Below are 20,563 nucleotides of genomic sequence, written 5' to 3'. Positions count from 1 at the left end.
AGCTCCCGGACTAGCCGTTCTACTAGCCCGCGAAGCGCATCCAGCGGTAGGCGATGGGCTGATCCTGGTTCCACTCGTCCATCAGTCCGGCCGGAACGTCCACGAATCCCACCCGGTGGTAGGTGCGGATCGCGACCGCGTTCTCCGGCCGGACCCGCAGGAACACCTCCGAGAACCCGACTGCGACCGCCGGCACCAGCAAAGCCTGCACGAGTTCGCGGCCGAACCCACGGCCGCGGACCTTGGGATCGACGATGATCCGGGCGAGCTCGACCTCGTCCTCCTCCTCGTCCAGCCACACTTCGCCGTACCCGACCGGTTCAGCACCGTCGAACAGCAGATAGGAGTGAATGTCCGGGTCGCCCTTACGCCAGGTCCCCTTCAGCTCCTCCGGGAACGGGTACTCGACCCGTCCGGACAGCAGCGCCACTTCCTTCGCGTCCACGGCCCAGCCGGCGACCGGAACGGCGTACTCGTCGGAAAACCCCCGAAGTTCCACGCCTTCGTCCCCCTCAGTTCATGCAGTCGACCCAGTCAGGAAGGCGACGGTCGATCGGACGAACTGATCCAGGTACGGCGGGAAGCTGGGAGTCGGTGGTTCTGGACACCCGGCCAGCTCGCGACTCCCCTGAATCGACCGCAGCAACGCGTCGACCGTCTTCCGCTGGTGAGAAGGATTCTCCGGGACCGACGGCAGTACCGCCACCGGAATTCGTGCCAGCGTAGGTAAATCGGCGTCCGGCACACCCCGCAACACCCCACCGGCGAGCAGCTCGTCGGCGACGGCTGCCGGACAACCGCGCTGGATCAGACCCGCGCGGGTTCGTGCGTCCACCACAGCATCCCCACCAGTCGCCGGCCAGGCGAACAGGAGGCGATCGACCAGCTCAGGAAACTTCAACGCCAACAAGGCAGCCACGGTGCACCCGTTGGACGCCCCAACAATCGCCAGCGGCGCCTGCCGGCTCTCCGAGAGTTCACTCAGCGGCCCACCCAGTGCATGGACCTCGGCGGCCCACCCGTTCGGCTCCCGCGGTCGGTCGGGCGCAAGCATGTCGAGTCCGTACGACGTGAGTCGGCCGGCGATCCCCGTCGTACCCCAGAAAGCTTCTGCGTCCATGGCGTCCCAGAGGCCACCGTGGACGAGAAGTACGGACGCGCTCACCCGTGGTGGGGTGGGACCTCGTTGAGGATGCGATCGTCGTCGTCGCTGCTGAAGTCGTTCTCGCCCCAGGTGCGCGGGTCGTCGTCACGGGTCTGCTCGGGCAACAGCGGCTCGTCGTCTTCGTACGGGCTCGTCATGGTTCCAGATTACCGAGTCGGCGGGGCTCTCCGGGAGTGATTTCGCCCTGGACCACCTCAGGTGCGAGTTGCGGACCGGTGGCAGCCTCGATCAGGGGCGCAATCCCGGGTTCGCCTTGCCAGCGGCCCTTTCCGAGCACGCACCACGACGTCAGTACGGACAGTGTCGGCGTGGCCAGTCCGGACAGCCGCAACGGCTCGGCGTTCTGGAAACCGAACGTGATCATCCAGTTCTCCAGATCGGGGTAGAACTCCTGCACTGCGCTGTAGTAGAAGCTCATCCAGCCCTTCGCCGGCAGGTGACAGAGCAGCCGGTAGTTGGTGGCGATCGTCGGCAGTTCCTGCAGATCGCGCCACATCAACTGCGTGTTTCGCTTCGCCGCCGCTTTGCGGCTCGCGTTCACCGCGGCGGTGGCGGCCATCATCCCCAGCACCAGCGCAGGCTTGCCTATGAAGACGCCGCCACTCTGGGTGTAGCGACCACTGCCGCCGTACAGACGCGCATAGTGCGCGGGAGTGTTGAGGTAGGCGACCTCACCGGGCTCGAGCACGAGGCCGTACGTCGTCAGCGGCTGCGGAGACTGGCCCGCGATCAGCCAGCGCGCCCAGTCGACGCCGAGCTGCCATTCGTCCCGCTTCCGCTGCGCCGTCACGGCATCGTCAGTTTTCTTCCGGCCCACGCCAAGCATCGTATTCCGGACCCCGGCCCACGGCAGCCCGGTCGGTGGCGGACCAAGGGCGTGCACGTTACAGCTGGGCCACGGTTGCCGAACGATCCGCGGGCGTGACCGGATAGACGCGCCGCCGTGATGTTCTGGCACGCGGGACGTGACTCCGGTCGACCATCATGGGTGACCTTGCCAACCCGGAAGGACCCAGTCGTGAGTGCACTACGGACCCGGGGCCTGATCGGTGCGACGTTCGTCGTGGCTGTGCTCGGTCTTACCGCCGCCTGCGGTAACGAGAGCTCCACGTCCCCGCCCGCCGCCCAGCCCACGAACACGCCGACTACCCCCGGCTCGCCTACCCCGTCGCCCACCCCCAGCGGCACCCCGAGCATGGACTGCCCCGACACCATCGCGGCGGTCCGCGCCGCCACCGACAAAGTGGTCTGGGGCAAGGGCGCCGCGACCTCTCTGTTAAAACCGGTCAGTGTGACGATCTGCCAGTTCGACGCGCAGGCCACCGGACCGGCCTACGCGACCGTGACCACCAAACGCAACGCCAAGCAGGCGACCGAGTTGTTCGCTCTCGTCAACGCAGCGAAGCCGGTGGCGAAGAAACCGGCCGTCTGCACCGAGGAGCTCGGCGCGACCTACGTGCTGCGGTTCACCGACAACGACCGCGGCGTACTTTCCTACACCGTCGAGGCCTACGGCTGCCGTCGCCTGGTGGCGACCTCCCTGGAAGGCCAAGGCAAACCCGGCGAGCTGCCGGCGCCCAGGCAAGCCCCACCCGAGCTGATCAAGTCGCTCGGCCTGCGCTGATCCCGCGCCGGACGCGCCCCCCGAAGCCGTCCGGACCGGGGTCAAGCCGCGCCTGCCTTGCGGGTCCCTCCCGAGGTCGACCCGCGAGGCAGGTTGCGGTCTCGCTGTACCTATTGGTCTAGTCCATCGACTCTCGCGGTGAGATCCAACTGTGCGTGAACGGTTGCAGCACCCTGAGACCCTCGATGCGTCTAATAGACGTGAGGTGTTGTACGCCCAGCCAGGGAGTGGCGAGTGGAGTTCGAGGAGTATGTATCCGCCCGTGGGCAGGAACTGGTGCGGCTCGGGTTCACCGTCTCCGGGGATTACCAGCGAGCGGAGGATCTGGCCCAGATCGCTTTGATGCAGGCGTTCCGGTCCTGGCGCAAGGTGCGGAAGGTGGACGATCCGCACAACTACGTCCGGCGGACGCTGATCAACGCGTACCTGTCGATGACGCGGCGGCGGTCGTTCGGCGAAGCGCCGACGGCCGATATCGACCCGCGTCGCACCGTGCCCGACCCCGCCACCGACGTGGTGAACTCCGACAACCTGTGGCGCGCGCTCGCCACGTTGTCGGCCCGGGAGAGGGTCGTGCTGGTCCTGCGCTACTACGAGGACCTGGACGACAACACGATCGCCGAGGTGCTCGGCATCAAACCGTCCTCCGTCCGCGCGACGGCCAGCAGAGCCCTGGCCACGTTACGCAAAACCACGCATTCCAACCGTGTTGATGAGAGGTTGTCGTGAGCAACACCGATCTCGAGGATGACCTGCGGGGAACCTTCGACCGCGCCGCGGCCTCCGTGCCGCAGGCCAACGGTCTGACCGAGCGTGCGACCACGGGTGCGCGCCGGGCCCAGCGCCGTACCTGGATCGTGTCTGGAACGGCCGCCGTCGCGGTCGCTGCGATCGCCGTGGCGGGCTTCGGCCTGGCCGGTTCGAACAACAAGCCGGTGCAGCCACCGGTCGCGGGCCCGGAGACGCCGGCCGCGACCACTGCGGCGCCGGAGCCGCCGACCTCCAACACTGTGGCCGGGACGTGGCGGATGGTCTCGATCGCCGGAGCCAAGTTCGTGAAGGGGAACCAGCCGGACGATCCGGTGCTGGTGCTCCGGCCGGACGGGACGTGGGGCGGCTCCGACGGCTGCAACCCGTTGCAGGGGACGTTCACCATCGGTCAGCGCGGTGAGTTCGCTGCGACCGCCGGCCCGCAGCGTCTGGTCGGCTGCGACAACGTCGCGCACACCGGCGTACTGGTCGCGGCCAAGCGGGTCGCGGTCGACGGCGACACGCTGCAGTTCTTCGCCGCCGACGGGCACGAACTTGCCAAGTATGCTCGCTGAGGGTAGCCATTTCTGCTTGCGGACGGTGATCGCAACTTGACTGAGAGGAGCCACTACCCGGACGATGGTCTGCGGCCAGTCCATCGATCCGGGGAGCTACGTGCGACTCTCAGCCACCGTCCCGCTACTGACACTAGGCTCAGTCTCACTCTTCGCAGTCGGTCTTACCGCCTCTGCAGGGCCCTCGGCAGCCGATTCTTCGGCTGACGCGGCGGCGTGCTCGCACGCTCAGCCGAGCGCGAGCTCGACCGAGTCGAAGCGCCTCTCACAGCCGACGTCCACCAAAGACCCGAGGCCGCTCGGCGAGACGCTCGGCGACGGGATCACCGCCGCCGTCCGCTCGCTCGAACCGCTCGACGTGACCGGCCGGCCGAAGTCCGGGTTGCCGTACGGATTGAGTCAGGGCGTGATCGGCGTGGTCGGCACGTCCACGACCGGCTACAAGGTCGTCGTGGACAGCGCGAAGCTGGACGCGAAGAAGTACCAGGCTGCCGTCGCCCGCAGCGTCCCGGCCGCCGGCAAGCAGCTGGTCCGGATCGAGCGCAGCTGCCGATCGGCCCAAGCGATCGCCGACGCCTGGAACACGGTCGGCGCACGGTCCTGGTCCGACGACGCCGCGCGTACGACGTTCGCCGCCGACCTCGACCCGGTCACCGAGAACATCGTGATCGAGTACGACAAGGCGAGCACCTCCCCCGCATCACTCGAGGGCCTCCAAGGGCTGTCCGGCGTACAACTCGTGGCCGGTTCGCTCATGCGGACGTCCCGGCTGAGTGACACGCCCAAGGGCGGTCACTGGGGTGGCGCCCGGATCACCTCGTCGCTGAAGAACTGCTCAGCCGGCTTCTCCGTCGTACGGCGTTCGAACAAGCAGCGTGGCTCAGTCACCGCCGGCCACTGTGGCGCGCAGGGGACGGTGTGGAATTCCGGTCCGAACTACTACGGCACCACAGCAGTCCGGACGAACTACCCCGACTACGACCAGTCCCTGCTCACCGGCAGCAGCTACGGTGCGAAGATCTGGACAGACGGGCCTGGCGACGCGGCCAACACCCGCACCGTCAAGGGCGGCGCCGACCCGGGCGTCGGCACGGTCGTCTGCCAGTCCGGCAGCTTCAGCACGTCGGTCTGTGGGATCACGGTCCGTTCGACGTCAGCGAAGTACTGCGACACCGACGGCTGCACGACGTACGTCATCCGCGCCACCCGCGGCGGTCTGGTCGCGATCATCGGCGGCGACTCCGGCGGCCCGCTCTACAGCCGCCCCAGCTCGACGACCGCAACCATCCGCGGCATCGCCTTCGCCGGCGCGGGCTGCGCCTCCTCCCGCTGCACAACCCTCTACGCCGAACGCTACGCCTCAATAGCCGGCCACCTCGGCGTCTACGCCCTCACAGGCTGACCGTCAGGGTTTGCGGCCCCAGGCGGTCAGCATCCCGATCGAGAGGTCCCGGGTATCCGGGGCCACGAGATAGGCCTCTGTGTCGTCGACGGACTGCACATCAGCCAGTCCGGCATCGATGATGCGCGGCCGCACCTGCCGCAGTGTCTGCAGCCAGAACTCGGCGATCGGAGCGTTTGCCTCCACAACCGGGACGTCCACGGCCAGGCCTATGTCGGTCAGCCCTTGGTCCACGAGCAGTCCCGGGTACCGCCGGCCCTGGTTGATGTCGCTGCCGATGGTCGCCAGGATCGCGGCGTACAAACCGAGCATGGTGGTGCGATACCCGGCGTGCGGCGACGACGCCGTACCCAGATCAGCCGCATCGCTCAGCACCAGCACACCACCCGGTCGCAACCACGAAACGAGTCGTTCCAGCACCTCGTCGCGATCCCGCAGATGCATCAACACGAACCTGGAATGAATGAGATCGAACTTGCCGAGATCGGTCAGCGAATCGGTGACATCGGCCTGAAGCACCGTGAGGTTCGGTTCGGCCTGCAGACACACCGGATCCCGATCCAGGGCGACAACCTCCCCAGCAGGAACGTGCCCAGCCAGCCACCGCACCACGTCCCCCGTGCCGGCACCGACATCGAGGCAGCGCGCTCCCGACGGCAACTCAATCGCCGCGAGGTGTCTGAAACTCGCGTCGTTGAACGCCCGCGACAACGCGTCCAACCGCTCGAACTCATGATCCCGAACCGAGCTGAACAGCTCGTCCCCGTACTTCTCCCCACGCACAGAAGTAGCCATCAATCCCCCAGCAACCGCAGTAATCAAGCCATAGTCACCCGTACGCCCCCACCTGCACCCGCGGTTTCCGCTCCAACCCCCAAACCCTGCCCCCAAGGCCCCCCTTCCCTGCCCCCGAGCCCCTCGCGACCCTCACGAACGGCGTGACCAACCCCGCGCCTCCCCTCCGCTAAGCTGTCCCCGGCACGTGCGCCCCCGTAGCTCAGGGGATAGAGCGTCGGTTTCCTAAACCGTGCGTCGCAGGTTCGAATCCTGCCGGGGGCACCTTGTGACGTCCCAGCTCCGAACCCTCAGCGGGTTCGGGGCTTGTTCATTGTTAGGGCTCGTAGGTCGTTGAAGGCTTCGGTTAGTAGGGCGGGGAAGTTGGCGTTGGGGTTGGGGGTCCGTTGGGTTAGGGCCTGGGTGAAGGCGGCTAGGGCTATGTGGGCGGCGAGGGTTGCTTGGCGAGGTGGGGCGCCTCGGGCTGTCAGGGCTTGGGTTGCTGCTTGTTGGACGGTTGCGACTTTGGCTAGCTCTCGTTCGCGGAGGGCTGGGTGGGCGGCGATCAGTTCGCTGCGGGGGTGTGGCGAAGGGGCGGTTCAGTTCCAGCAGCGGGAGCATGGTGGCGAACGCCTGAGCTAGGACCTCGAGTGGCGGGGCGTCGCCGGGGACGTCCGCGATGGCCTGCGCCAAGGTCGTGCTGAAGATGTCCTCGCCGTCGAACAGGACCTCGCGCTTGTCCGGGAAGTGCCGGAAGTAGGTGCGTTCGGTCACGCCCGCCGCGGCGGCGATCTCGGCCGCGGTGGTCGCGTCGTACCCGCGCTCGCGGTACAGCGCCAGTGCGGCCTCCTGCAGGCGCCGGCGTACTTGTTCTCCGCTGCGTGGCACGACGGCAGTCTATCCGTCAGTCACTGACGTCACGTGGTAGCGTCAGTGACTGACACAACGAGGCGAACAGGAGACGCCGGTGCCCCCGAGGTGATGATCACGACGGACCGGTGGCATCTCAATGAAGCGGTTGCGTTGGCCAGCTAGTTGTGCATCAGCGCTGGATTGATATCGGATTTGCGCTGGGATTTCGCGGACGGATTCGCGCCAGGTTTGGCCCGCGAATCTGTGCCAACAAACTCCGCAGATTGGCGGGGGAAAGTAGGCACGAGAACTTGACGCCCAGCTCGGCCCACCTGGCTCACGTCAGGTCGTGGTCAGCTGGTCCGGCCCGCGTGGATGACGACGACAGTCACGCTGGTCTCGTTCACGTCGTACAGGACCCGGTAGCGGGCTATGTGCATCCGGCGTACGTCGGGTGAGCCGTATTCCGCCGTGCCGTCCGGGCGAGGCTCGTCAGCGAGCAGGTCGACCGCGGCCATCAGCTGGGCCAGTCCGTCGGGGTCGTCGGCGAGGAAGCCAGCGGCTTGATCGAGGGCACGCTCGCTCCAGACGATCTCGTAGGTCACGCCTGGCTCATGCCGAGACGGCGCCTAGCCTCACTGTGGGGAACGGTGCGGAGCTGCCCGGTGGCCTTGTCTGCCTGGTACTGCGCGAGCGCGAGCTGGTCCTCGAGGTCTTCGAGTTCTTGGGCATTGATGATCACCGCGGCAGGCTCGCCGTGGTCGGTGATCGTCGTTCGTTCCCGGCGGGTTGATGCTCGGCGTACCAGTGCTCCGAGTTGTCCTCGGGCTTCCGAGATTGGCAGCGTCTCCGACATGTACAGAACTGTACACATTGTTAATGATTATTGCTCTATCTGTGGCGAGTGTCGGTGGTGCGTGGGATCGTTTGTGATATCGAGCTGACGGGCAGCGACTTCGAGCGGATCCGGCGTGAGCATCTTCGTGGTGTGCGGATCCCGGACTTCGCCCGTGTCTGGCTGGCGGCCGAGCAGCGAGCCGATGCCCTCAAAGCACAGGGCCACGAGGACGGGTACGTGACGGGCGTGGTGTGGACCTGCCGCTGGATTGCCGACGACGGCGTCCGGTACGACGCACCGGTGAACGGGCGTCGTGGTGATGTTGCACCGGCACCGGCGTCCCGTAATCACGAGCCCGCTTATGAGGAGCTGATCGATCGGGAAGCCGCGCAGGCGGAGGCAATGGCCGCGGGAGGTCGCGAGCGGCCCGGCCTGCCTGGCTACGTCTCCGGCGTGACAGCGACATTTGCCTGGACGTGGCGCTGGGCGGTACCGCGTTCGAGTCGGCCGTCGGTGACCGGCTGGCCGAAGCCGTACGCTCCGTGGGCTGTGGCGGCGGTCCGACACGGACCAGTGCTTCGGGCGCTGCCTTTCGCGGCGGCCGCTGTCCATGTCTCAACGACGCGCGGAACCCGGCGCGGTGAGCACGCTGCCGAGGGGCAGCAGCGAAGGTCTGCCTCGGGCTGAACGTCAGTGGCCGAACGGCAGCCAGACCACCACGACCACCCTCTCGACCTTCAGCCGCGTGTCACGCTTCTGGCAGAACCGATGGACTGGCAACGAGTCCATATTCGAAGTATGCGGTATTCCTGTCCACAGAGGGATTGGCGACTGCGACGACTGGCTCTGGTTCGTGAGTAGTGCTGGGTTATGAGGACTGGGCGCCTCGGCGGGCTTCGACAAGTTCGCTCAAGTGCGCTCGAGCCCGGACGCCTCGAATACGCCCGCTTTGCCTGTGCACGAGACGATGCCAATTCGGCTTGTTTCTATGAAGCCGCCACCGACGGTTATCTCATCGCCTAGCCGGCAGGCGACTTGTCCGTTTGCGTCAATCAGGGCGGGTGTGCCGTCAAGGAGTGCGACACGCCAGCCTGGAGGCCAGGCCACATCGATGTCGACGAGTCGCTCGGTGTCGGCACCGGTACCCATCGGGGTGCGGACCACCAGGCAGTTTGTGGAAGCGTCGATCTCGAGAGTCCCGGACAACGCAGCCTGCATCCACACTGTAGGCACCTTGAGTTGAACAGTCAGACCGGGCGGTGCAGTATCGCGGATCCGCTTCTCGTCACGATTCATCGGATCATCTCCAGCACCGTCTCTGAGCAACCGATCATCGAGCGGGCCGGCAACCTCGAGCCGCGGGTACCTCCAGGCGTCCGCGGTCGAGGAAGGGTCCGTGGCCCTTGACGCTCGGGGCCTCACTCGACGCCTGGCCAGGGCAGGATCAGCGAGGCCTGCAGTTACTGCTGATCTCGGTGACCGGCACCCATACACATTCACCAGCATAAGTTCCCGAGGAAACTGCACCGCGATGCTGACTATAGGCAATGACGTCTCCGGGGTAGGCGCCGCCAGGACCCATCGTGTTCAGCCAAGGCGCGCGAGGCCGACCAGGGTGTCAGTCCGATGGTGCTGCAGCCGCAGGGAGTTCTCGATGGTGGCGAGCTGACACGTGCCTACTAGGCTGAGTGACGGCGAACGTGCGGATCTCTTGATGGGTGAAGCGCGGCCCGACTGAGCCTACGCTGACGAACTACCCCTGCCGGCACCATCGGGAGGCCTCATCCTGTCGGCGGGTGGAGCCGGGGTGAGCACGACCATCGGGATCAGGCGTGCGGTCCTGGCCTGGTAAGAGGCGAGCTGCGGGTACTCGGCAGCGAGACGACCGAACAGCCGCTCGCGCTCGGTGCCGGTGGCGATCCGGGCGGTCGCATCCAGCATCCGGTCTCCGATCTCAACGGATACCGCCGGGCGGGCGAACAGGTTGTGGTACCAGGCCGGGTTCCTGCTGGCGCCGGCCGCGGCCGCGGCGACGACGCAGGACGCGCCATCGGCCAGGTAGGTGAGCGGCACGGTGTGCCGCCGGCCGCTGCGGGCTCCCGTGGAGGTGAGCAGCAGCAGCGGCATCCCGGTGAACATGCCGCCGACCGTGCCGCCGCTCGTGCGGAAGATCTCGACGATTCGCTGGTTCGGGTCGCTCATTCGTTGATCGGCACCGCTGCGGCCGTCAGCCGGCCGCGTGCTGGGCCACCACGTCGGCGTATCGGCGCAGGCTCTCGCCTGGGCCGGGAACCGACAGTGCGGCGTGGATGTGCTCGGCCATGGCGCCGTGCCGGTGCAGCTCCCGGTACGCGAACGTGACCTCGGTCGCCGTGGCGCCGGCCGAGGTGAATTCGATGGCGATGCGACTGGCGCTCTCGTCATCGAGCACGGGCCGCCACCCTGCACCGACCCGCCAAGTCACCGTCAGCCGGTGCGGTGGTTCCCAGGCGAGCACCGTGCCGCGAACCGCCTCGCTGCCGTCCGCGCCGCGCTCATAGAAGCGTCCGCCAAGCCGCGGTTCGATCACGACCTCCGATTCGCCCCGGATGAACGCATGCTCGGGCGGCAGCCACTCGCCGGGCCGCTCCACGAAGACCGCGAACGCCCGCTCCACCGGCGCCGGCACGGTGATCGTCTTTTGCACATCGGGTATTTCGATCACTCTACGCACCTCGACACTAGATAGTGGTACACCACCACTATATTGCACATAGAATCCCACGATGGCTACCTACCGGGACATGCCCACGCCGCACGACCCGCATCTCGCCCTGGTGCTGGATGCCGACCTTCGGATGCTCGCGGTGGCGGAGCAACTTCGTCAGCACTGGGCGGCGCACGCCGCCGCACTCGGGCTGACCGGTGTCCAAGCCAAGGCCCTGCTCCGCCTCACCGTCGGCGAGGCGACCCCGATGCGCAAGCTCGCCCAGCAGCTGCAGTACGACGCCTCGAACCTCACCACCCTCGTCGACCGGCTCGCCGGACGTGGCATCCTCGAACGCCGGGCGCACCCTGACGACCGCCGGGTCAAGGCCGTCGTCCTCACTGCCGAGGGCGAACGCCTGCGCAACCAGTTCTGGCACAACCTCGTCAACGACGCCGGGCCGCTCGCTCCACTCGACCGGTCAGACCTGCAGGCCTTGATCCAAGCCCTTGCCAAGGTCGACGACCGGACCAGGATCAGCCGTGACGCGTAGGTGTGTACAGAAAGCATCACCACAGGTACTCAGCGTGGTGTCAACGACTTTGCAGGAAGTGACATTGGCTCCGCGATGGCGCGGGCGTGCAGTACCGATCTGCCTGGTGATGGGACCAGGGCTCGTCGGGGTGGTGGTTGCTGTGGGTTGAGGCATCGAGCAGGATGCTGGGATGGATCTGCGGCCTGAGCCGATCGTTCGCAAGCGGGCGAACGTCGTCTACTCCAGTGCGTACGGCGACCTGTTCGACGATGACGTCGAGGCGCCGTCGGGGGCTGCCGGGCGCTACCTGCGCTGGCGCTGGGGCGCAGACGGTGTCGTGGTCGTCGCCCGAAGTACGGCCGGGACCCTGTTTGTCGGCGCCTACAGATATCCACCGAACGTCATGTCCCTCGAGCTACCACGTGGCGGTCGCGAACCGGGAGAGACCGCCTCTCAGGGAGCGTTGCGAGAGCTGCTGGAAGAGTCCGGGTACGTCGCCGACAGCGCAATCGAACGCGGGACGATCTACCCCGAGACCGGCCTGATCGAGAACGTCGCAACGGTGGTGGAGGCCTTCATCGCGGACCCGCAGCAGAGCGATCTGCGGCCGGCAGCTGAGGTGATGGAGTCGGTGATCCCGGCGGTCTGGCTGACGGATGACGAGGTTCTCCGCAAGGTGGCTGACGGCTCGATCCAGTGCAGCATCAGTATCGCCGCGTATGCGCTGTGCCAAGCCGTTCGCCGTACCTCGCAGTGAATCCTTCAGTCCGGCGGAAGCAGAATCCGATTGATCACCGCGTCCGTCGTCGGGGTCTGCGGTGATCTCAGCCGCTCCCCAAGACGGAGCCACTGATTCTCTTTCTCCCGAGCCTCCTTGCGCGCTCGCGCGACATCCTGCTTGACGGCCCACCCAAACGCGACCATCTGCCCGATGACGGCCGGAAGATTGGGTGCGTTGTCGACACTGAGCTCCCAGCCCAGACCCAACAGAGCCGACGCGACAGTCGACGTTGGAGCCTTCCACAGCCGCAAGCGCGTCCGCTGTTCCCGGATCTGCGTCAACGCGTCGGCGTCCTTGCCTGCCGCGACCTGCAGCACCGCGTGCTGCAGGTTGTTGACCAGCTCTTCCAGAGCACCGACGAACCGGTGTACGTCGGGCTCGAGGCCGACCTCGATCCGGCCGAGCTGCGCCTTGACCTCCCGACTCGCATCGAGGCCCGATACGTGCCGCACGGCCGTAACCGGCAGCTTCGCGAGGACGTCCGGTCTGAGGACCCAGCACGGAAACTCTGCCACCGGTGTGCGCTGGAGCTCGTTGTCCATCGTCAGGTAGACGAGCGGGCTGGATCGGCTCGTCGCCGAGTCCGCGGTTGGCAACTGCAACGCATTCGGCAGACTCATCCGGTACTCGATGCCGGCCAACTCGTCCACCAGGCTCCTCGTCGAAGCGTCGACCTCGCCGAGGTACTGCCTGAGGTCGCCGTAGAGCAACCGGTCGCGGGACAGAATCCAGTCACGTACGGCGGCCAGCGTCGGCTCGCTGTCCGCGCCTAGCTCCTCGAGCCGCTGCGCGGTGTTGGCCTTGAACTCCTCCGCAACGGCGCTCTCTTCCCACGTCCACTCCTGTGCACCGGCGACAGTGTCGAGAAAGCGCGCATAGCCGGGCGGAGGTGTGTCCTGAACCCCTCGATCGACGTGATCGGCACGTACCTCTTCGAAGCTACGGCCGGCCCGCCTCGCGACGACGAGGTCTCCGTCGACGAGCAGCCCGGTGATGTCGCTGGTCTCCAGCGGTTCGCCGTGCGGATCGGACACGAGCGCTCTGAAGGTCGGGTTGTTCAGCGCCTGCGAATCTCCGATCACCACCTTCGGCGCGAACAGCAGGTGCAGAAGCAAACTCGCCCGGAGCGCTTCCGGTCCCTTCGGAGACCCGGGATCGTGGTGCTCCCCCTCGGCGAAGTAGACCGCGCGCGCCGGTTCCCTGGAGATCACCGCTGTCCCGTCCCGAGCCGCGTATTCACCTGACCACCCCTATCGCCAAGAGCCCAAGAGCCCAAGATGTTACCGAGAGAAGGTCCCCGTTAACAGTCGACTCAGTCCTCCCCCAGGATCGGAGCGCCGCCGCGACACTTGAGAATAGGGCCATGGACGAGGAGCCGCTGGTTAAGCAGACACAGTCGATGGAGGCGGGCACCGAGGAGTCGGTGGTTGCGGAGGCGGCGTTGATGGAGGCTGAGCGGATCCGGCAGGAGGCCGAGGAGGCCGCTTCCGAGCCGGCGGCGCAGGCGGAGTGGATTCGGCAGTCGAACCTGATTTATGGCGGGCTGGCGGCTGCGGGGTTGGTGGTGGTTCAGCCGTTTCTGAGCGAGGACTCGCTGGACCTGCCGGCGACGGTGTGTGTGATCGCGTTCGCGGTGTCGATTCCGTTGTTGGCCGCGCTGCTGGTGCTGAACCGGCAGGAGGAGTTTCGCCGCCGGGCCAGCAAGTCGCCGCTCGTCGCGGTGGCCAAGGCAGTCGCCCAGGGCTCGGCGTTCGTCGGCATCACGGCGGCGTTCTGGCACATCTCGACGGCCGCGGGCATCGTGTTCCTGGCCATGGGCTTCATCGCGACCGGCGTGCACTCCTCCGGATTCGTGCGGCTCGAGTACGACGCCAAGTTCCGCTCCCGCTTCCGCCGAACCAGCAGCCCCAAACCCTGAACCAGTCAGGCGAGTAACGCGGCGAAGCCGTCGAGGTGGCGGGCCAGGGCGTACTCGAACAATCCCTCCAGGTCCGACGCCGCATCAGCCGGAATCGTTGCCAGTAAGGGGAATCGGCCGCTGCTGAGGAGTTGGTCGGAGCGCTCGCGCTGGGCTGACCACCAGCCGTCCAGCGTCACGCCGGTCTCCTGCTCGGACTCGATTTCGTTCGCAACGGACAACGCGGCGGTGACGACGAGTCCGTGCAGCGTGAGCGCCTCGCGGATCCGGATCGTCATTGGCAGGTCGAGACCGTCGAGCGCGCGGAGGGTCCACTCGGTGTGGGCCATCATGGCGGGCACCATCATCGGCCGGGTGAACGACACCGCCCTCGGCAACCAGAGGTGCCGGTGACACAGCTCCCACTGCCGACGGGCGATCAGCTCGAGCTTGGCGCGCCATCCGGGCGGACCGGGGACCGGCAGATCCACGGTGCCGAAGACCTCGTCGGCCATCTCCATGACCAGTTCGTCCTTGTTGGCAACGTGCCGGTACAGCGACATCGGACCGACCCCGAGGTCAGCCGCCAGCCGTCGCATCGAGACCGCATCAAGCCCCTCGACGTCGGCGATCGCGATCGCGGCCCGGAGCACACTCCCCCGGCTGAGTGGCTGCTTCCGAACGGCGACTCGGCGCGGGGACCCGACCGCCGGATGCCGGCGCGCGCGACTACTGACCACCGTCCCGGAACCGACCGTAGCCTCGACCAATCCCTCGTCCCGCAGCGTCGCCATCGCTCGGGTCGCGGTCGCGATCGCGACGCCCCACCGCTGAGCGAGCTGCCGGACCGACGGGATCCGCTCGCCCGGCCGCAGCTCGCCGGACAGGATGCGGCCGCGGAGCTCCTCAACGATCCGCCGGTACGGCGGTTCCGCCCGCGTCATCGAACCTCCCGACGAATGTACTAGTCCACCGAAACACTTTTCCCCTGCAAAACAAGAGAATCAAGACCGAAGTAAATACAGTGTACGCATGACCGAGCATACACTGTACGCACGCATCCGGCGGGCGAACGACGGCGATCGGCACGCAGTGGAGACCGTCCTCACCGAAGCCTTCCTGGACGATCCCCTGGTTCGCTGGCTCTTCCCCGCACCAAGCGAACGCCTCCGCCTCCAGCCACTCTTCTACGCCGACCTCCTGGATCGACCCGACGCCGAGGCCTACCTGACCGACCACGACGAGGCCGCCGCACTCTGGCTGAACATTGCCCCTGGCAACGGACAACTGAGCAACCAGGACCCGGCCGGCCCAAACGACTCACGCCTCCAGGCATTAGGACAAGCCCTGGCCGAGCGCCATCCTCGCCACGAACCTCACCTCTACCTAGCCTGCATGGGAGTCCTGGCGCATCGCCAAGGGGCAGGTCTCGGCTCGGCGATGCTGCGCCAGCGGCTGGAACGAACCGAGGCCGACCAGCTCGCCGTATACCTGGAAGCGAGCTCTCCCCGCAGCCGCGCCCTCTACGCGCGCCACGGCTTCGAGGACCTCGGCGACCCCATCCGCGTCGCCGACAGCCCGCTCCTCTGGCCGATGTGGCGCCCATCCGCAAACCCAGCCAGCAAAGGGAGAACGCAATGACCGCAAGACACGCACCAACCGTGGTCTTCGTCCACGGCACCAACTCGTCGTCGTACTTCTGCTCCGGCCTCATCACCGAACTCACCCTGCGCGGCCACCGCTGCGTCGCCGTCGACCTCCCGGGCCATGGCACCGAGGGCTTCTTTCCACGTTCGTACCAGGCCCCACAGGATCTCGAAGGCCTCGCGACCGAGCCCTCGCCGAACGCCAAGTTCACCATCGACGACTACGTCGAGCGCGCGGTCGACGTCGTACGACGTGCTCGTCGACACGGCCCGGTGATCCTGGCCGGCGCCAGCCAGGGTGGTGTGACGGTCAGCAGGGTCGGGAACGCCGTACCCGAACTGCTGGATCGGGTCGTCTACCTGGCGGCGTACTGCTGTGTCGAGCTGCCGAGCATGTCCGACTACCTCCGGACACCGGAGAACAGCGAAAGCCTCCTCCCCTTGGTGATGCAGGCCGTGGTCGCCGATCCGGCTGTGGTCGGGGTGGCGCGGGTGAACTGGCGTTCGGCCGATCCGAAGATCGTCGACGGCATCAAGCAGTGCCTCGCCGGAGACTTCACCGACGAGCAGATGGGCCGCCTGCTCAACCTTCTCGAACCCGACGAGCCCGTCAGCATCCCGTTGGCGGACGCCCGCGGCGAGGCGGACACGTGGGGCCGAATCCCGCGCACGTACGTGCGTTTCACCCAGGACCGGCTGATCCCCCTCGCACTCCAGAACCGCTTCATCGCTGAGGCGGACCGGCTCACTCCGGACAACCCGACCGACGTACGAAGCGTCCCCGCCCCGCACGTCGGCCCCTTCGAACGCCCCGAGCTGGTAGAAATCTTCACCGACCTGCTGAGCTGAAGGGTGTCAGGACAGGGGGCGGTTGCCGCGGATGACTCCGTGGGGGTCGCGTTGGTGCTTGATGGCGCGTAGGCGTTCGAGGACGTCGGCCGGGTAGACGCGTTCCGCGGTCTCCCCCTCGGTGAAGTTCGCGACGACGCGGGAGCCCTGGTACGGCGCCATCGCCGCGCGGAAGGCGCCGAGCTGCCCGGCGATCGGCGCCGCCAACTCCGGTACGGCGACGATCCCCGCGGCCATCGCGACGTACGGATCCTCGATGTGCTGCACAGCCCCGTGACCCTCGCTCGCCTGGGCGAACGCCCCGCCGAGGTGGCGCACCTCGACCAGCGCGATCGGTGACGGCGATCCCGGCGCCAGAACCTCGAGCAATGCCTCGGCGGCGCCACCGTCCAGACCCCGCAGCACCACGGACTCGAGCTGTACCGGCAGCGGATCGACGGGCTCGTCAGCGATCGACGTAATCTCCGCCAGCGGTACGACGTCGATGAGGTCGGCCACGCAGCCGGGCACGGCACGCAGCGGAGCGAGCAGTGGCGTCGCGGCCGCGGGTGTCCCGATATAGGTTGAGTCGATCGCGACCATCCACCGCCCGCGCAGCAACTCCGGGACGATCGGCAGGTCCGGAAGATTGAACAGCCAGTACCACAACGTCAGCTCGTCCGGCGCGTCGCGCGTCACCTCGGTGAACGCCTGCAACACCTCCTGCGCCCGCTCGATCGGCCACAGCAGACGCCCGCCGAAGATCTCCGGTACGACGAAGAGCTCGAGCTCAATCGCCGTCACGATCCCGAACTCACCGCCACCACCGCGCAGCGCCCAGAACAGATCCGGGTCGGACGCCCGCGTCACCGAGACGAGCGTCCCCTGGGCATTGACCAGCTCGAACCGCCGGACGTTGTTCGCGGCGAACCCGTACTTGCGGCCGAACCAGCTGAGCCCACCACCCAGCGTGTACCCGACCACGTTGATATCCGGACTGCTCCCCGGCAGCCCGCTGAGGCCGGTCCCGCTCAGCGCCTTGTTGAGCTCACCCCACCGCACGCCCGCGCCGACTGTCGCCGTTCCGCCGGCGAGGTCGATCTCGATCGTCCGCAGGCCCAACGTGCGCAGCAGAATCGTGCCGTCGATCGCCACCGACGCACCGTGGCCGCGTGCCTGCGCCGAAACCGTCAGCCCCTGAGCGGCCGCGTAGGCCACCACGGTCGCAACATCCGCCGCCGTCTCGACATCGATGACGGCCACCGGTTGCTGATCGACGGCAAGGTTCCAGGCGTGCCGCTCCGCCTCCCAGTCCGCGGCCGACGGAACGACGACCCGGCTCGAAATACTGTCCGTAAGCGCCTGCACCTGCTCGGGCGAGAGCCCACTCTGGCTGTTCACAAAATCCCCCAACGTGATGTGATCCGATCCTCGGCTCACCGTAGGAGGGTGCGAGCGACCATAAATCGGCAACCTTGGCCATATTGGCGCAGACCACTGCCTACATCACGCGGACTCAGGCCAGCCGGGCGGCAGCCTCGGTCCGGTTGGAGACGCCGAGCTTGCCCAGGATCGCGCTGACGTGGTGGTTGACGGTGTTACGACTGAGCACGAGCTGGTCGGCGATCTCGGCGTTCGTCATGCCGGTGCGTAACAACGCGTGCACTTCCAGCTCCCGGCTGGTCAGCCCGAACGGGTTGTGCCGATGCGCCCGCCACGGCGCCCGCGTGCCCCGTCGTTCGCCAAGAGCTCGCAGCCGGTCGCGGGTCCGCGCAACGGCAGGCTGAGCCCCGAGCCGAGCCAGTACGGCGGAAGCCGCCCGGACCGCATCCGCATCACCGGCCAGCCGGGCCAGCGCAGCGTCGTACGGCAGCCCACGCCGCTCGTAGGCGTCCGCGGCGCCGGACCAATCACCCGCCATCTCCAGCGCGAACGGCTCGGCAGCCGGCACCGACGGTGGTTGCCCACCGGCCCGGAAGATCCAGCACGCCAGCGCACCGGCTTGCCACGGATCGGCATCCGGTCCCATGCCGGACAGCCCGCTCCGCGCCTCGGCGATGGCTTGCTCGTCGTCCCCGGCCAACCAGGCAGCCTCGGCCCGTGCCTCGATCAACGGCGTCAGTCGCATCGGATGCGGCTCCGGGCTGAGCTCCACCGCACGATCCAGGGCCGGCCACGGGTCGCCGTCACCACGCCGGGCCCGGAGCAGTCCGACGACAGCCTGCGGCAGTATCTCGGCCGGAACAGTCAGCCGGGCATCCGCCAACAACGCGTTCGCGGCGGTCTCGGCCGGCTGCCAGTCTCCCTGCAGCAGCTGCGCGTAGGCCCGGCAACCGCGCAGGTGATAGACGAACATCGAGGATTCACCAGCGCGTAGGTAGGTCAGCGCCCGATCGAGCATGGGTACGGCGCGGGCCGGATCCCGCCGGTACGCCGCCAGACAGGGCCCGACGTTCGTCGCCCGGAACGCGAACTGCTGCCAGTCCGCCACCACGATTCGTTCCCGGATCGCGTCGAGCTCGTCCCAACCGTTGTCATCGGCAACGATCTGGGCGGCCGTCGCGTAATAGTTCACCCAGGCTTCGACATCCGGTCGCGACCCGGCCAACGACAACGCCAACGACGCATAGCGGCGGACCGAATCGCCGTCGTGGACGAAGAACGACTGCTCGGCCAGCTCGGCGTAGGCAGCGGCCAGTTCAGCGCCGGGCGGGAACCGCTCCAGCAGCGCGATCGCCTGACCAGCGGCGCGCAGCGCGTCCTGCGGCCGGCTCAGACAGCCGAGGTTGTGCGCCTGGATCTGCAGGGCCTGCGCTTCGGCGACCCGGTCGCCGCTCCGACGATGCAGCCCGATCGCCAGGTCGCCGCAGTCGATCCGCTTGGTCAGATCTCCGCACAGGTAGTACTCGGTCGAGGCCGCCTCGAGCAGCTCGAGCTGCTCGGCCGCGTCGTAGGAGTCGAGATGGGCCAGCACGCGATCGTAGTGCGCGGCAGCCTCGCGATGGGAGCCGAGCGCGGCCGCGTGCCGACCGGCGAGCGGGGCGTAACGGCGCAGTACGTCGTCGTCCCCGGCCTGCTCGGCATGCTCGACGATCCGGCTCAGGTCGTTGCCCTCAGCACCATTCCGGACGAGCTCGGCCAGCACGGCACGATGCAGCTCGAGTCGCCGGAACGCCGGAATCGATGCGAGCACCGCGAGCCGGGCCAGCTCGTGGCGGAAGTCGATCAACCGGCCGCTCGATCGCACCAAGCCGTTCTCGATCGCCTCGTCGAGGCCGTGACACGCGCCCGGCGCCAGCGACTCGATGAGATCGAGCGGCGCGTCCGTCCCGGCGACCGCGAGCGTCTCGACCGCACTGTGAGCCGCGGCGGACATCCGGGCGAGACGGCCGCAGACCGCGTCCTGCACGGTCGCCGGCAGCTTCCCGGGCGGAGCGGCGAGTACCTCGGTCACGAAGAACGGATTGCCACCGGTGATCCGATGCAAGCGCTCGGCGTCGAGGTCGCGGACCGCTGCCAACTGCTGCACAGCGCGCAGGCTCAGGCGCTCGATGCCGATCCGGGTGATCCCGGCAAGTGGGGCGAGATCTCCGAGCAGAATGGCCAGCGGATGGGTCCGGCCGATCTCGTCGTTGCGGTAGGTAGCTACGAGCACGGCACTGACGTCGGCCAGCCGCGGCGCCAGAAACCGGATCAGGTCGAGGGTCGCCGCGTCGGCCCAATGCAGATCCTCGATCACGAGAACCGTCGGCTGCCGTCGACCGGCCAGATCCGCCGCCACGCTGTCGAACAGCTCCCCGACCGGCGCACCCGCGAGGACCTTCCGCAACACATCCGCGACCGCAGGGCCCATCCCGGGCACCACATCGAGCAACGGTCCGAGCGGCCGCGGCGAGCTCAACGGCTCGCAGCGGCCCCTGAGCACCCTGGTGTCACGATGCGTCGACGCGGCAAAACGCCGTACGACGCTGGTCTTTCCGACTCCTGCCTCACCTGCGACCAGGACCAGCCGGCCCGATCCCCGTTCGGCGTCCGACAGCGCTTTCGCCAGGGCCCGCAGCGGCTCGTCCCGTTCGAGCAGCGGTGCCCGGCAACCTTCCTGTTCCCCCGAGTGATTCAGCATGATCCCCCTTCAAGCCGACACTGGCAGGGTAAACCCCCAGGCGGCAATCAGGCGGTCTGCGGCCAGAGGTAGTTCCCGGACCAACCA

General features: G+C 67.5%; 25 protein-coding genes, 1 tRNA gene and 1 pseudogene. 11 read left to right on the top strand and 16 right to left on the bottom strand.

Going from position 1 to position 20,563, the window contains the following annotated elements; all coding sequences use genetic code 11:
• Positions 1-22 precede the first annotated feature (22 nt).
• From ACWF4Z_RS20610 to ACWF4Z_RS20595, 4 genes are read right to left on the bottom strand one after another with little or no spacing between them, the layout of a single operon-like run.
• The gene (locus ACWF4Z_RS20610; RefSeq protein ID WP_452244700.1) at positions 23-499 is read right to left on the bottom strand and encodes a GNAT family N-acetyltransferase; all 477 of its coding nucleotides are present in this window, start codon (positions 497-499) and stop codon (positions 23-25) included.
• 18 nt (positions 500-517) lie between these two features.
• Positions 518-1,120 (bottom strand): alpha/beta fold hydrolase, encoded by a 603-nt coding sequence (locus tag ACWF4Z_RS20605; protein WP_452244699.1) that lies wholly within the window; start codon positions 1,118-1,120, stop codon positions 518-520.
• Between the two features lie 41 nt (positions 1,121-1,161).
• Positions 1,162-1,302 (bottom strand): hypothetical protein, encoded by a 141-nt coding sequence (locus ACWF4Z_RS20600; RefSeq protein WP_452244698.1) that lies wholly within the window; start codon positions 1,300-1,302, stop codon positions 1,162-1,164.
• Positions 1,299-1,982, bottom strand: a complete 684-nt coding sequence (locus ACWF4Z_RS20595; protein WP_452244697.1) for a hypothetical protein — start codon at positions 1,980-1,982, stop codon at positions 1,299-1,301. Before ACWF4Z_RS20595 ends, ACWF4Z_RS20600 begins: the two co-directional genes overlap by 4 nt.
• Positions 1,983-2,183: 201 nt before the next feature.
• On the opposite strand from ACWF4Z_RS20595, the gene ACWF4Z_RS20590 reads away from it, so the two are divergent.
• From ACWF4Z_RS20590 to ACWF4Z_RS20575, 4 genes are all read left to right on the top strand, one after another.
• Positions 2,184-2,789, top strand: coding sequence for a hypothetical protein (locus ACWF4Z_RS20590; RefSeq protein WP_452244696.1), 606 nt, complete (start codon positions 2,184-2,186; stop codon positions 2,787-2,789).
• A 234-nt stretch (positions 2,790-3,023) separates the two neighbouring features.
• Entirely contained in the window at positions 3,024-3,518 is a 495-nt protein-coding gene (locus ACWF4Z_RS20585) for a SigE family RNA polymerase sigma factor (RefSeq protein ID WP_452244695.1), read from the top strand.
• A complete protein-coding gene (locus ACWF4Z_RS20580; protein WP_452244694.1) occupies positions 3,515-4,114 on the top strand; it encodes an META domain-containing protein in 600 nt (199 codons plus the stop codon). The genes ACWF4Z_RS20585 and ACWF4Z_RS20580 overlap by 4 nt, the downstream gene beginning before the upstream one ends.
• A 100-nt stretch (positions 4,115-4,214) precedes the next feature.
• Positions 4,215-5,516: a hypothetical protein gene (locus ACWF4Z_RS20575; RefSeq protein WP_452244693.1), complete on the top strand. Its 1,302-nt coding sequence runs from the start codon at positions 4,215-4,217 to the stop codon at positions 5,514-5,516.
• A gap of 3 nt (positions 5,517-5,519) precedes the next feature.
• Here ACWF4Z_RS20575 and ACWF4Z_RS20570 read toward each other — a convergent pair whose 3' ends face one another.
• Entirely contained in the window at positions 5,520-6,311 is a 792-nt protein-coding gene (locus ACWF4Z_RS20570) for a class I SAM-dependent methyltransferase (protein WP_452244692.1), read from the bottom strand.
• 191 nt (positions 6,312-6,502) lie between these two features.
• On the opposite strand from ACWF4Z_RS20570, the gene ACWF4Z_RS20565 reads away from it, so the two are divergent.
• Positions 6,503-6,575 (top strand) — tRNA-Arg (locus ACWF4Z_RS20565).
• 26 nt (positions 6,576-6,601) lie between these two features.
• Here ACWF4Z_RS20565 and ACWF4Z_RS20560 read toward each other — a convergent pair.
• The 4 genes and pseudogenes from ACWF4Z_RS20560 to ACWF4Z_RS20545 all read right to left on the bottom strand — a co-directional run bounded on the left by ACWF4Z_RS20560 (position 6,602) and on the right by ACWF4Z_RS20545 (position 7,998).
• Positions 6,602-6,856, bottom strand: a complete 255-nt coding sequence (locus tag ACWF4Z_RS20560; RefSeq protein ID WP_452244920.1) for a hypothetical protein — start codon at positions 6,854-6,856, stop codon at positions 6,602-6,604.
• Between the two features lie 169 nt (positions 6,857-7,025).
• Positions 7,026-7,178: pseudogene (locus ACWF4Z_RS20555) on the bottom strand (TetR family transcriptional regulator); the annotation flags it as partial.
• Between the two features lie 317 nt (positions 7,179-7,495).
• Positions 7,496-7,747, bottom strand: a complete 252-nt coding sequence (locus tag ACWF4Z_RS20550) for a type II toxin-antitoxin system RelE family toxin (RefSeq protein ID WP_452244691.1) — start codon at positions 7,745-7,747, stop codon at positions 7,496-7,498.
• Positions 7,744-7,998, bottom strand: coding sequence for a type II toxin-antitoxin system Phd/YefM family antitoxin (locus ACWF4Z_RS20545; RefSeq protein ID WP_452244690.1), 255 nt, complete (start codon positions 7,996-7,998; stop codon positions 7,744-7,746). Before ACWF4Z_RS20545 ends, ACWF4Z_RS20550 begins: the two co-directional genes overlap by 4 nt.
• 57 nt (positions 7,999-8,055) lie before the next feature.
• Between ACWF4Z_RS20545 and ACWF4Z_RS20540 the strand changes: the two genes are divergently transcribed.
• A complete protein-coding gene (locus ACWF4Z_RS20540; protein ID WP_452244689.1) occupies positions 8,056-8,667 on the top strand; it encodes a hypothetical protein in 612 nt (203 codons plus the stop codon).
• Between the two features lie 222 nt (positions 8,668-8,889).
• Here ACWF4Z_RS20540 and ACWF4Z_RS20535 read toward each other — a convergent pair whose 3' ends face one another.
• The 3 genes from ACWF4Z_RS20535 to ACWF4Z_RS20525 form a co-directional block, all read right to left on the bottom strand.
• Positions 8,890-9,276, bottom strand: coding sequence for a hypothetical protein (locus ACWF4Z_RS20535; protein WP_452244688.1), 387 nt, complete (start codon positions 9,274-9,276; stop codon positions 8,890-8,892).
• 444 nt (positions 9,277-9,720) lie between these two features.
• Complete coding sequence (locus tag ACWF4Z_RS20530) at positions 9,721-10,182, bottom strand: nitroreductase/quinone reductase family protein (protein ID WP_452244687.1); 462 nt, start codon at positions 10,180-10,182, stop codon at positions 9,721-9,723.
• Positions 10,183-10,207: 25 nt separating this feature from the next.
• Positions 10,208-10,684 (bottom strand): SRPBCC domain-containing protein, encoded by a 477-nt coding sequence (locus ACWF4Z_RS20525; protein WP_452244686.1) that lies wholly within the window; start codon positions 10,682-10,684, stop codon positions 10,208-10,210.
• 61 nt (positions 10,685-10,745) lie between these two features.
• On the opposite strand from ACWF4Z_RS20525, the gene ACWF4Z_RS20520 reads away from it, so the two are divergent.
• Both ACWF4Z_RS20520 and ACWF4Z_RS20515 read left to right on the top strand, forming a co-directional pair.
• On the top strand, positions 10,746-11,219 hold the full coding sequence (locus tag ACWF4Z_RS20520) for a MarR family winged helix-turn-helix transcriptional regulator (RefSeq protein ID WP_452244685.1): 474 nt from the start codon (positions 10,746-10,748) through the stop codon (positions 11,217-11,219).
• Positions 11,220-11,391: 172 nt separating this feature from the next.
• Complete coding sequence (locus ACWF4Z_RS20515) at positions 11,392-11,958, top strand: NUDIX hydrolase (RefSeq protein ID WP_452244684.1); 567 nt, start codon at positions 11,392-11,394, stop codon at positions 11,956-11,958.
• 5 nt (positions 11,959-11,963) lie between these two features.
• Here ACWF4Z_RS20515 and ACWF4Z_RS20510 read toward each other — a convergent pair whose 3' ends face one another.
• Positions 11,964-13,193 carry a hypothetical protein gene (locus tag ACWF4Z_RS20510; protein WP_452244683.1) on the bottom strand — a complete coding sequence of 410 codons (1,230 nt, stop codon included), beginning with the start codon at positions 13,191-13,193 and terminating at the stop codon, positions 11,964-11,966.
• Positions 13,194-13,345: 152 nt separating this feature from the next.
• Between ACWF4Z_RS20510 and ACWF4Z_RS20505 the strand changes: the two genes are divergently transcribed.
• Positions 13,346-13,900, top strand: a complete 555-nt coding sequence (locus tag ACWF4Z_RS20505) for a hypothetical protein (RefSeq protein ID WP_452244682.1) — start codon at positions 13,346-13,348, stop codon at positions 13,898-13,900.
• Positions 13,901-13,905: 5 nt separating this feature from the next.
• On the opposite strand, the gene ACWF4Z_RS20500 is transcribed toward ACWF4Z_RS20505, so the two are convergent.
• Positions 13,906-14,823 carry a GntR family transcriptional regulator gene (locus tag ACWF4Z_RS20500; protein WP_452244681.1) on the bottom strand — a complete coding sequence of 306 codons (918 nt, stop codon included), beginning with the start codon at positions 14,821-14,823 and terminating at the stop codon, positions 13,906-13,908.
• An 88-nt stretch (positions 14,824-14,911) separates the two neighbouring features.
• Between ACWF4Z_RS20500 and ACWF4Z_RS20495 the strand changes: the two genes are divergently transcribed.
• Together ACWF4Z_RS20495 and ACWF4Z_RS20490 are read left to right on the top strand one after the other, a co-directional pair.
• A complete protein-coding gene (locus ACWF4Z_RS20495) occupies positions 14,912-15,520 on the top strand; it encodes a GNAT family N-acetyltransferase (protein ID WP_452244680.1) in 609 nt (202 codons plus the stop codon).
• Positions 15,517-16,374 carry an alpha/beta hydrolase gene (locus ACWF4Z_RS20490; RefSeq protein WP_452244679.1) on the top strand — a complete coding sequence of 286 codons (858 nt, stop codon included), beginning with the start codon at positions 15,517-15,519 and terminating at the stop codon, positions 16,372-16,374. Before ACWF4Z_RS20495 ends, ACWF4Z_RS20490 begins: the two co-directional genes overlap by 4 nt.
• A 6-nt stretch (positions 16,375-16,380) precedes the next feature.
• Here the strand turns inward: ACWF4Z_RS20490 and ACWF4Z_RS20485 are convergent, their stop codons facing one another.
• On the bottom strand, positions 16,381-17,793 hold the full coding sequence (locus tag ACWF4Z_RS20485) for an FAD-binding oxidoreductase (protein ID WP_452244678.1): 1,413 nt from the start codon (positions 17,791-17,793) through the stop codon (positions 16,381-16,383).
• A 76-nt stretch (positions 17,794-17,869) separates the two neighbouring features.
• Positions 17,870-20,476 (bottom strand): ATP-binding protein, encoded by a 2,607-nt coding sequence (locus ACWF4Z_RS20480; protein WP_452244677.1) that lies wholly within the window; start codon positions 20,474-20,476, stop codon positions 17,870-17,872.
• Positions 20,477-20,563 lie beyond the last annotated feature (87 nt).

It is taken from the genome of Kribbella sp. NPDC055071, assembly GCF_053608045.1.
The sequence above is the reverse complement of the archived record's forward strand: the minus strand, read 5'-3'. Positions and strand labels throughout refer to the sequence as shown.

Excerpts from the sequence above, each read along its gene's own strand:
- ACWF4Z_RS20600 (WP_452244698.1), bottom strand. The coding sequence starts at position 1,302 with ATGACGAGCCCGTACGAAGACGACGAGCCGCTGTTGCCCGAGCAGACC.
- ACWF4Z_RS20505 (WP_452244682.1), top strand. The coding sequence starts at position 13,346 with ATGGACGAGGAGCCGCTGGTTAAGCAGACACAGTCGATGGAGGCGGGC.
- ACWF4Z_RS20530 (WP_452244687.1), bottom strand. The coding sequence starts at position 10,182 with ATGAGCGACCCGAACCAGCGAATCGTCGAGATCTTCCGCACGAGCGGC.
- ACWF4Z_RS20490 (WP_452244679.1), top strand. The coding sequence starts at position 15,517 with ATGACCGCAAGACACGCACCAACCGTGGTCTTCGTCCACGGCACCAAC.
- ACWF4Z_RS20515 (WP_452244684.1), top strand. The coding sequence starts at position 11,392 with ATGGATCTGCGGCCTGAGCCGATCGTTCGCAAGCGGGCGAACGTCGTC.
- ACWF4Z_RS20535 (WP_452244688.1), bottom strand. The coding sequence starts at position 9,276 with ATGAATCGTGACGAGAAGCGGATCCGCGATACTGCACCGCCCGGTCTG.
- ACWF4Z_RS20495 (WP_452244680.1), top strand. The coding sequence starts at position 14,912 with ATGACCGAGCATACACTGTACGCACGCATCCGGCGGGCGAACGACGGC.
- ACWF4Z_RS20520 (WP_452244685.1), top strand. The coding sequence starts at position 10,746 with ATGGCTACCTACCGGGACATGCCCACGCCGCACGACCCGCATCTCGCC.
- ACWF4Z_RS20500 (WP_452244681.1), bottom strand. The coding sequence starts at position 14,823 with ATGACGCGGGCGGAACCGCCGTACCGGCGGATCGTTGAGGAGCTCCGC.
- ACWF4Z_RS20545 (WP_452244690.1), bottom strand. The coding sequence starts at position 7,998 with ATGTCGGAGACGCTGCCAATCTCGGAAGCCCGAGGACAACTCGGAGCA.
- ACWF4Z_RS20480 (WP_452244677.1), bottom strand. The coding sequence starts at position 20,476 with ATGCTGAATCACTCGGGGGAACAGGAAGGTTGCCGGGCACCGCTGCTC.
- ACWF4Z_RS20570 (WP_452244692.1), bottom strand. The coding sequence starts at position 6,311 with ATGGCTACTTCTGTGCGTGGGGAGAAGTACGGGGACGAGCTGTTCAGC.
- ACWF4Z_RS20605 (WP_452244699.1), bottom strand. The coding sequence starts at position 1,120 with ATGGACGCAGAAGCTTTCTGGGGTACGACGGGGATCGCCGGCCGACTC.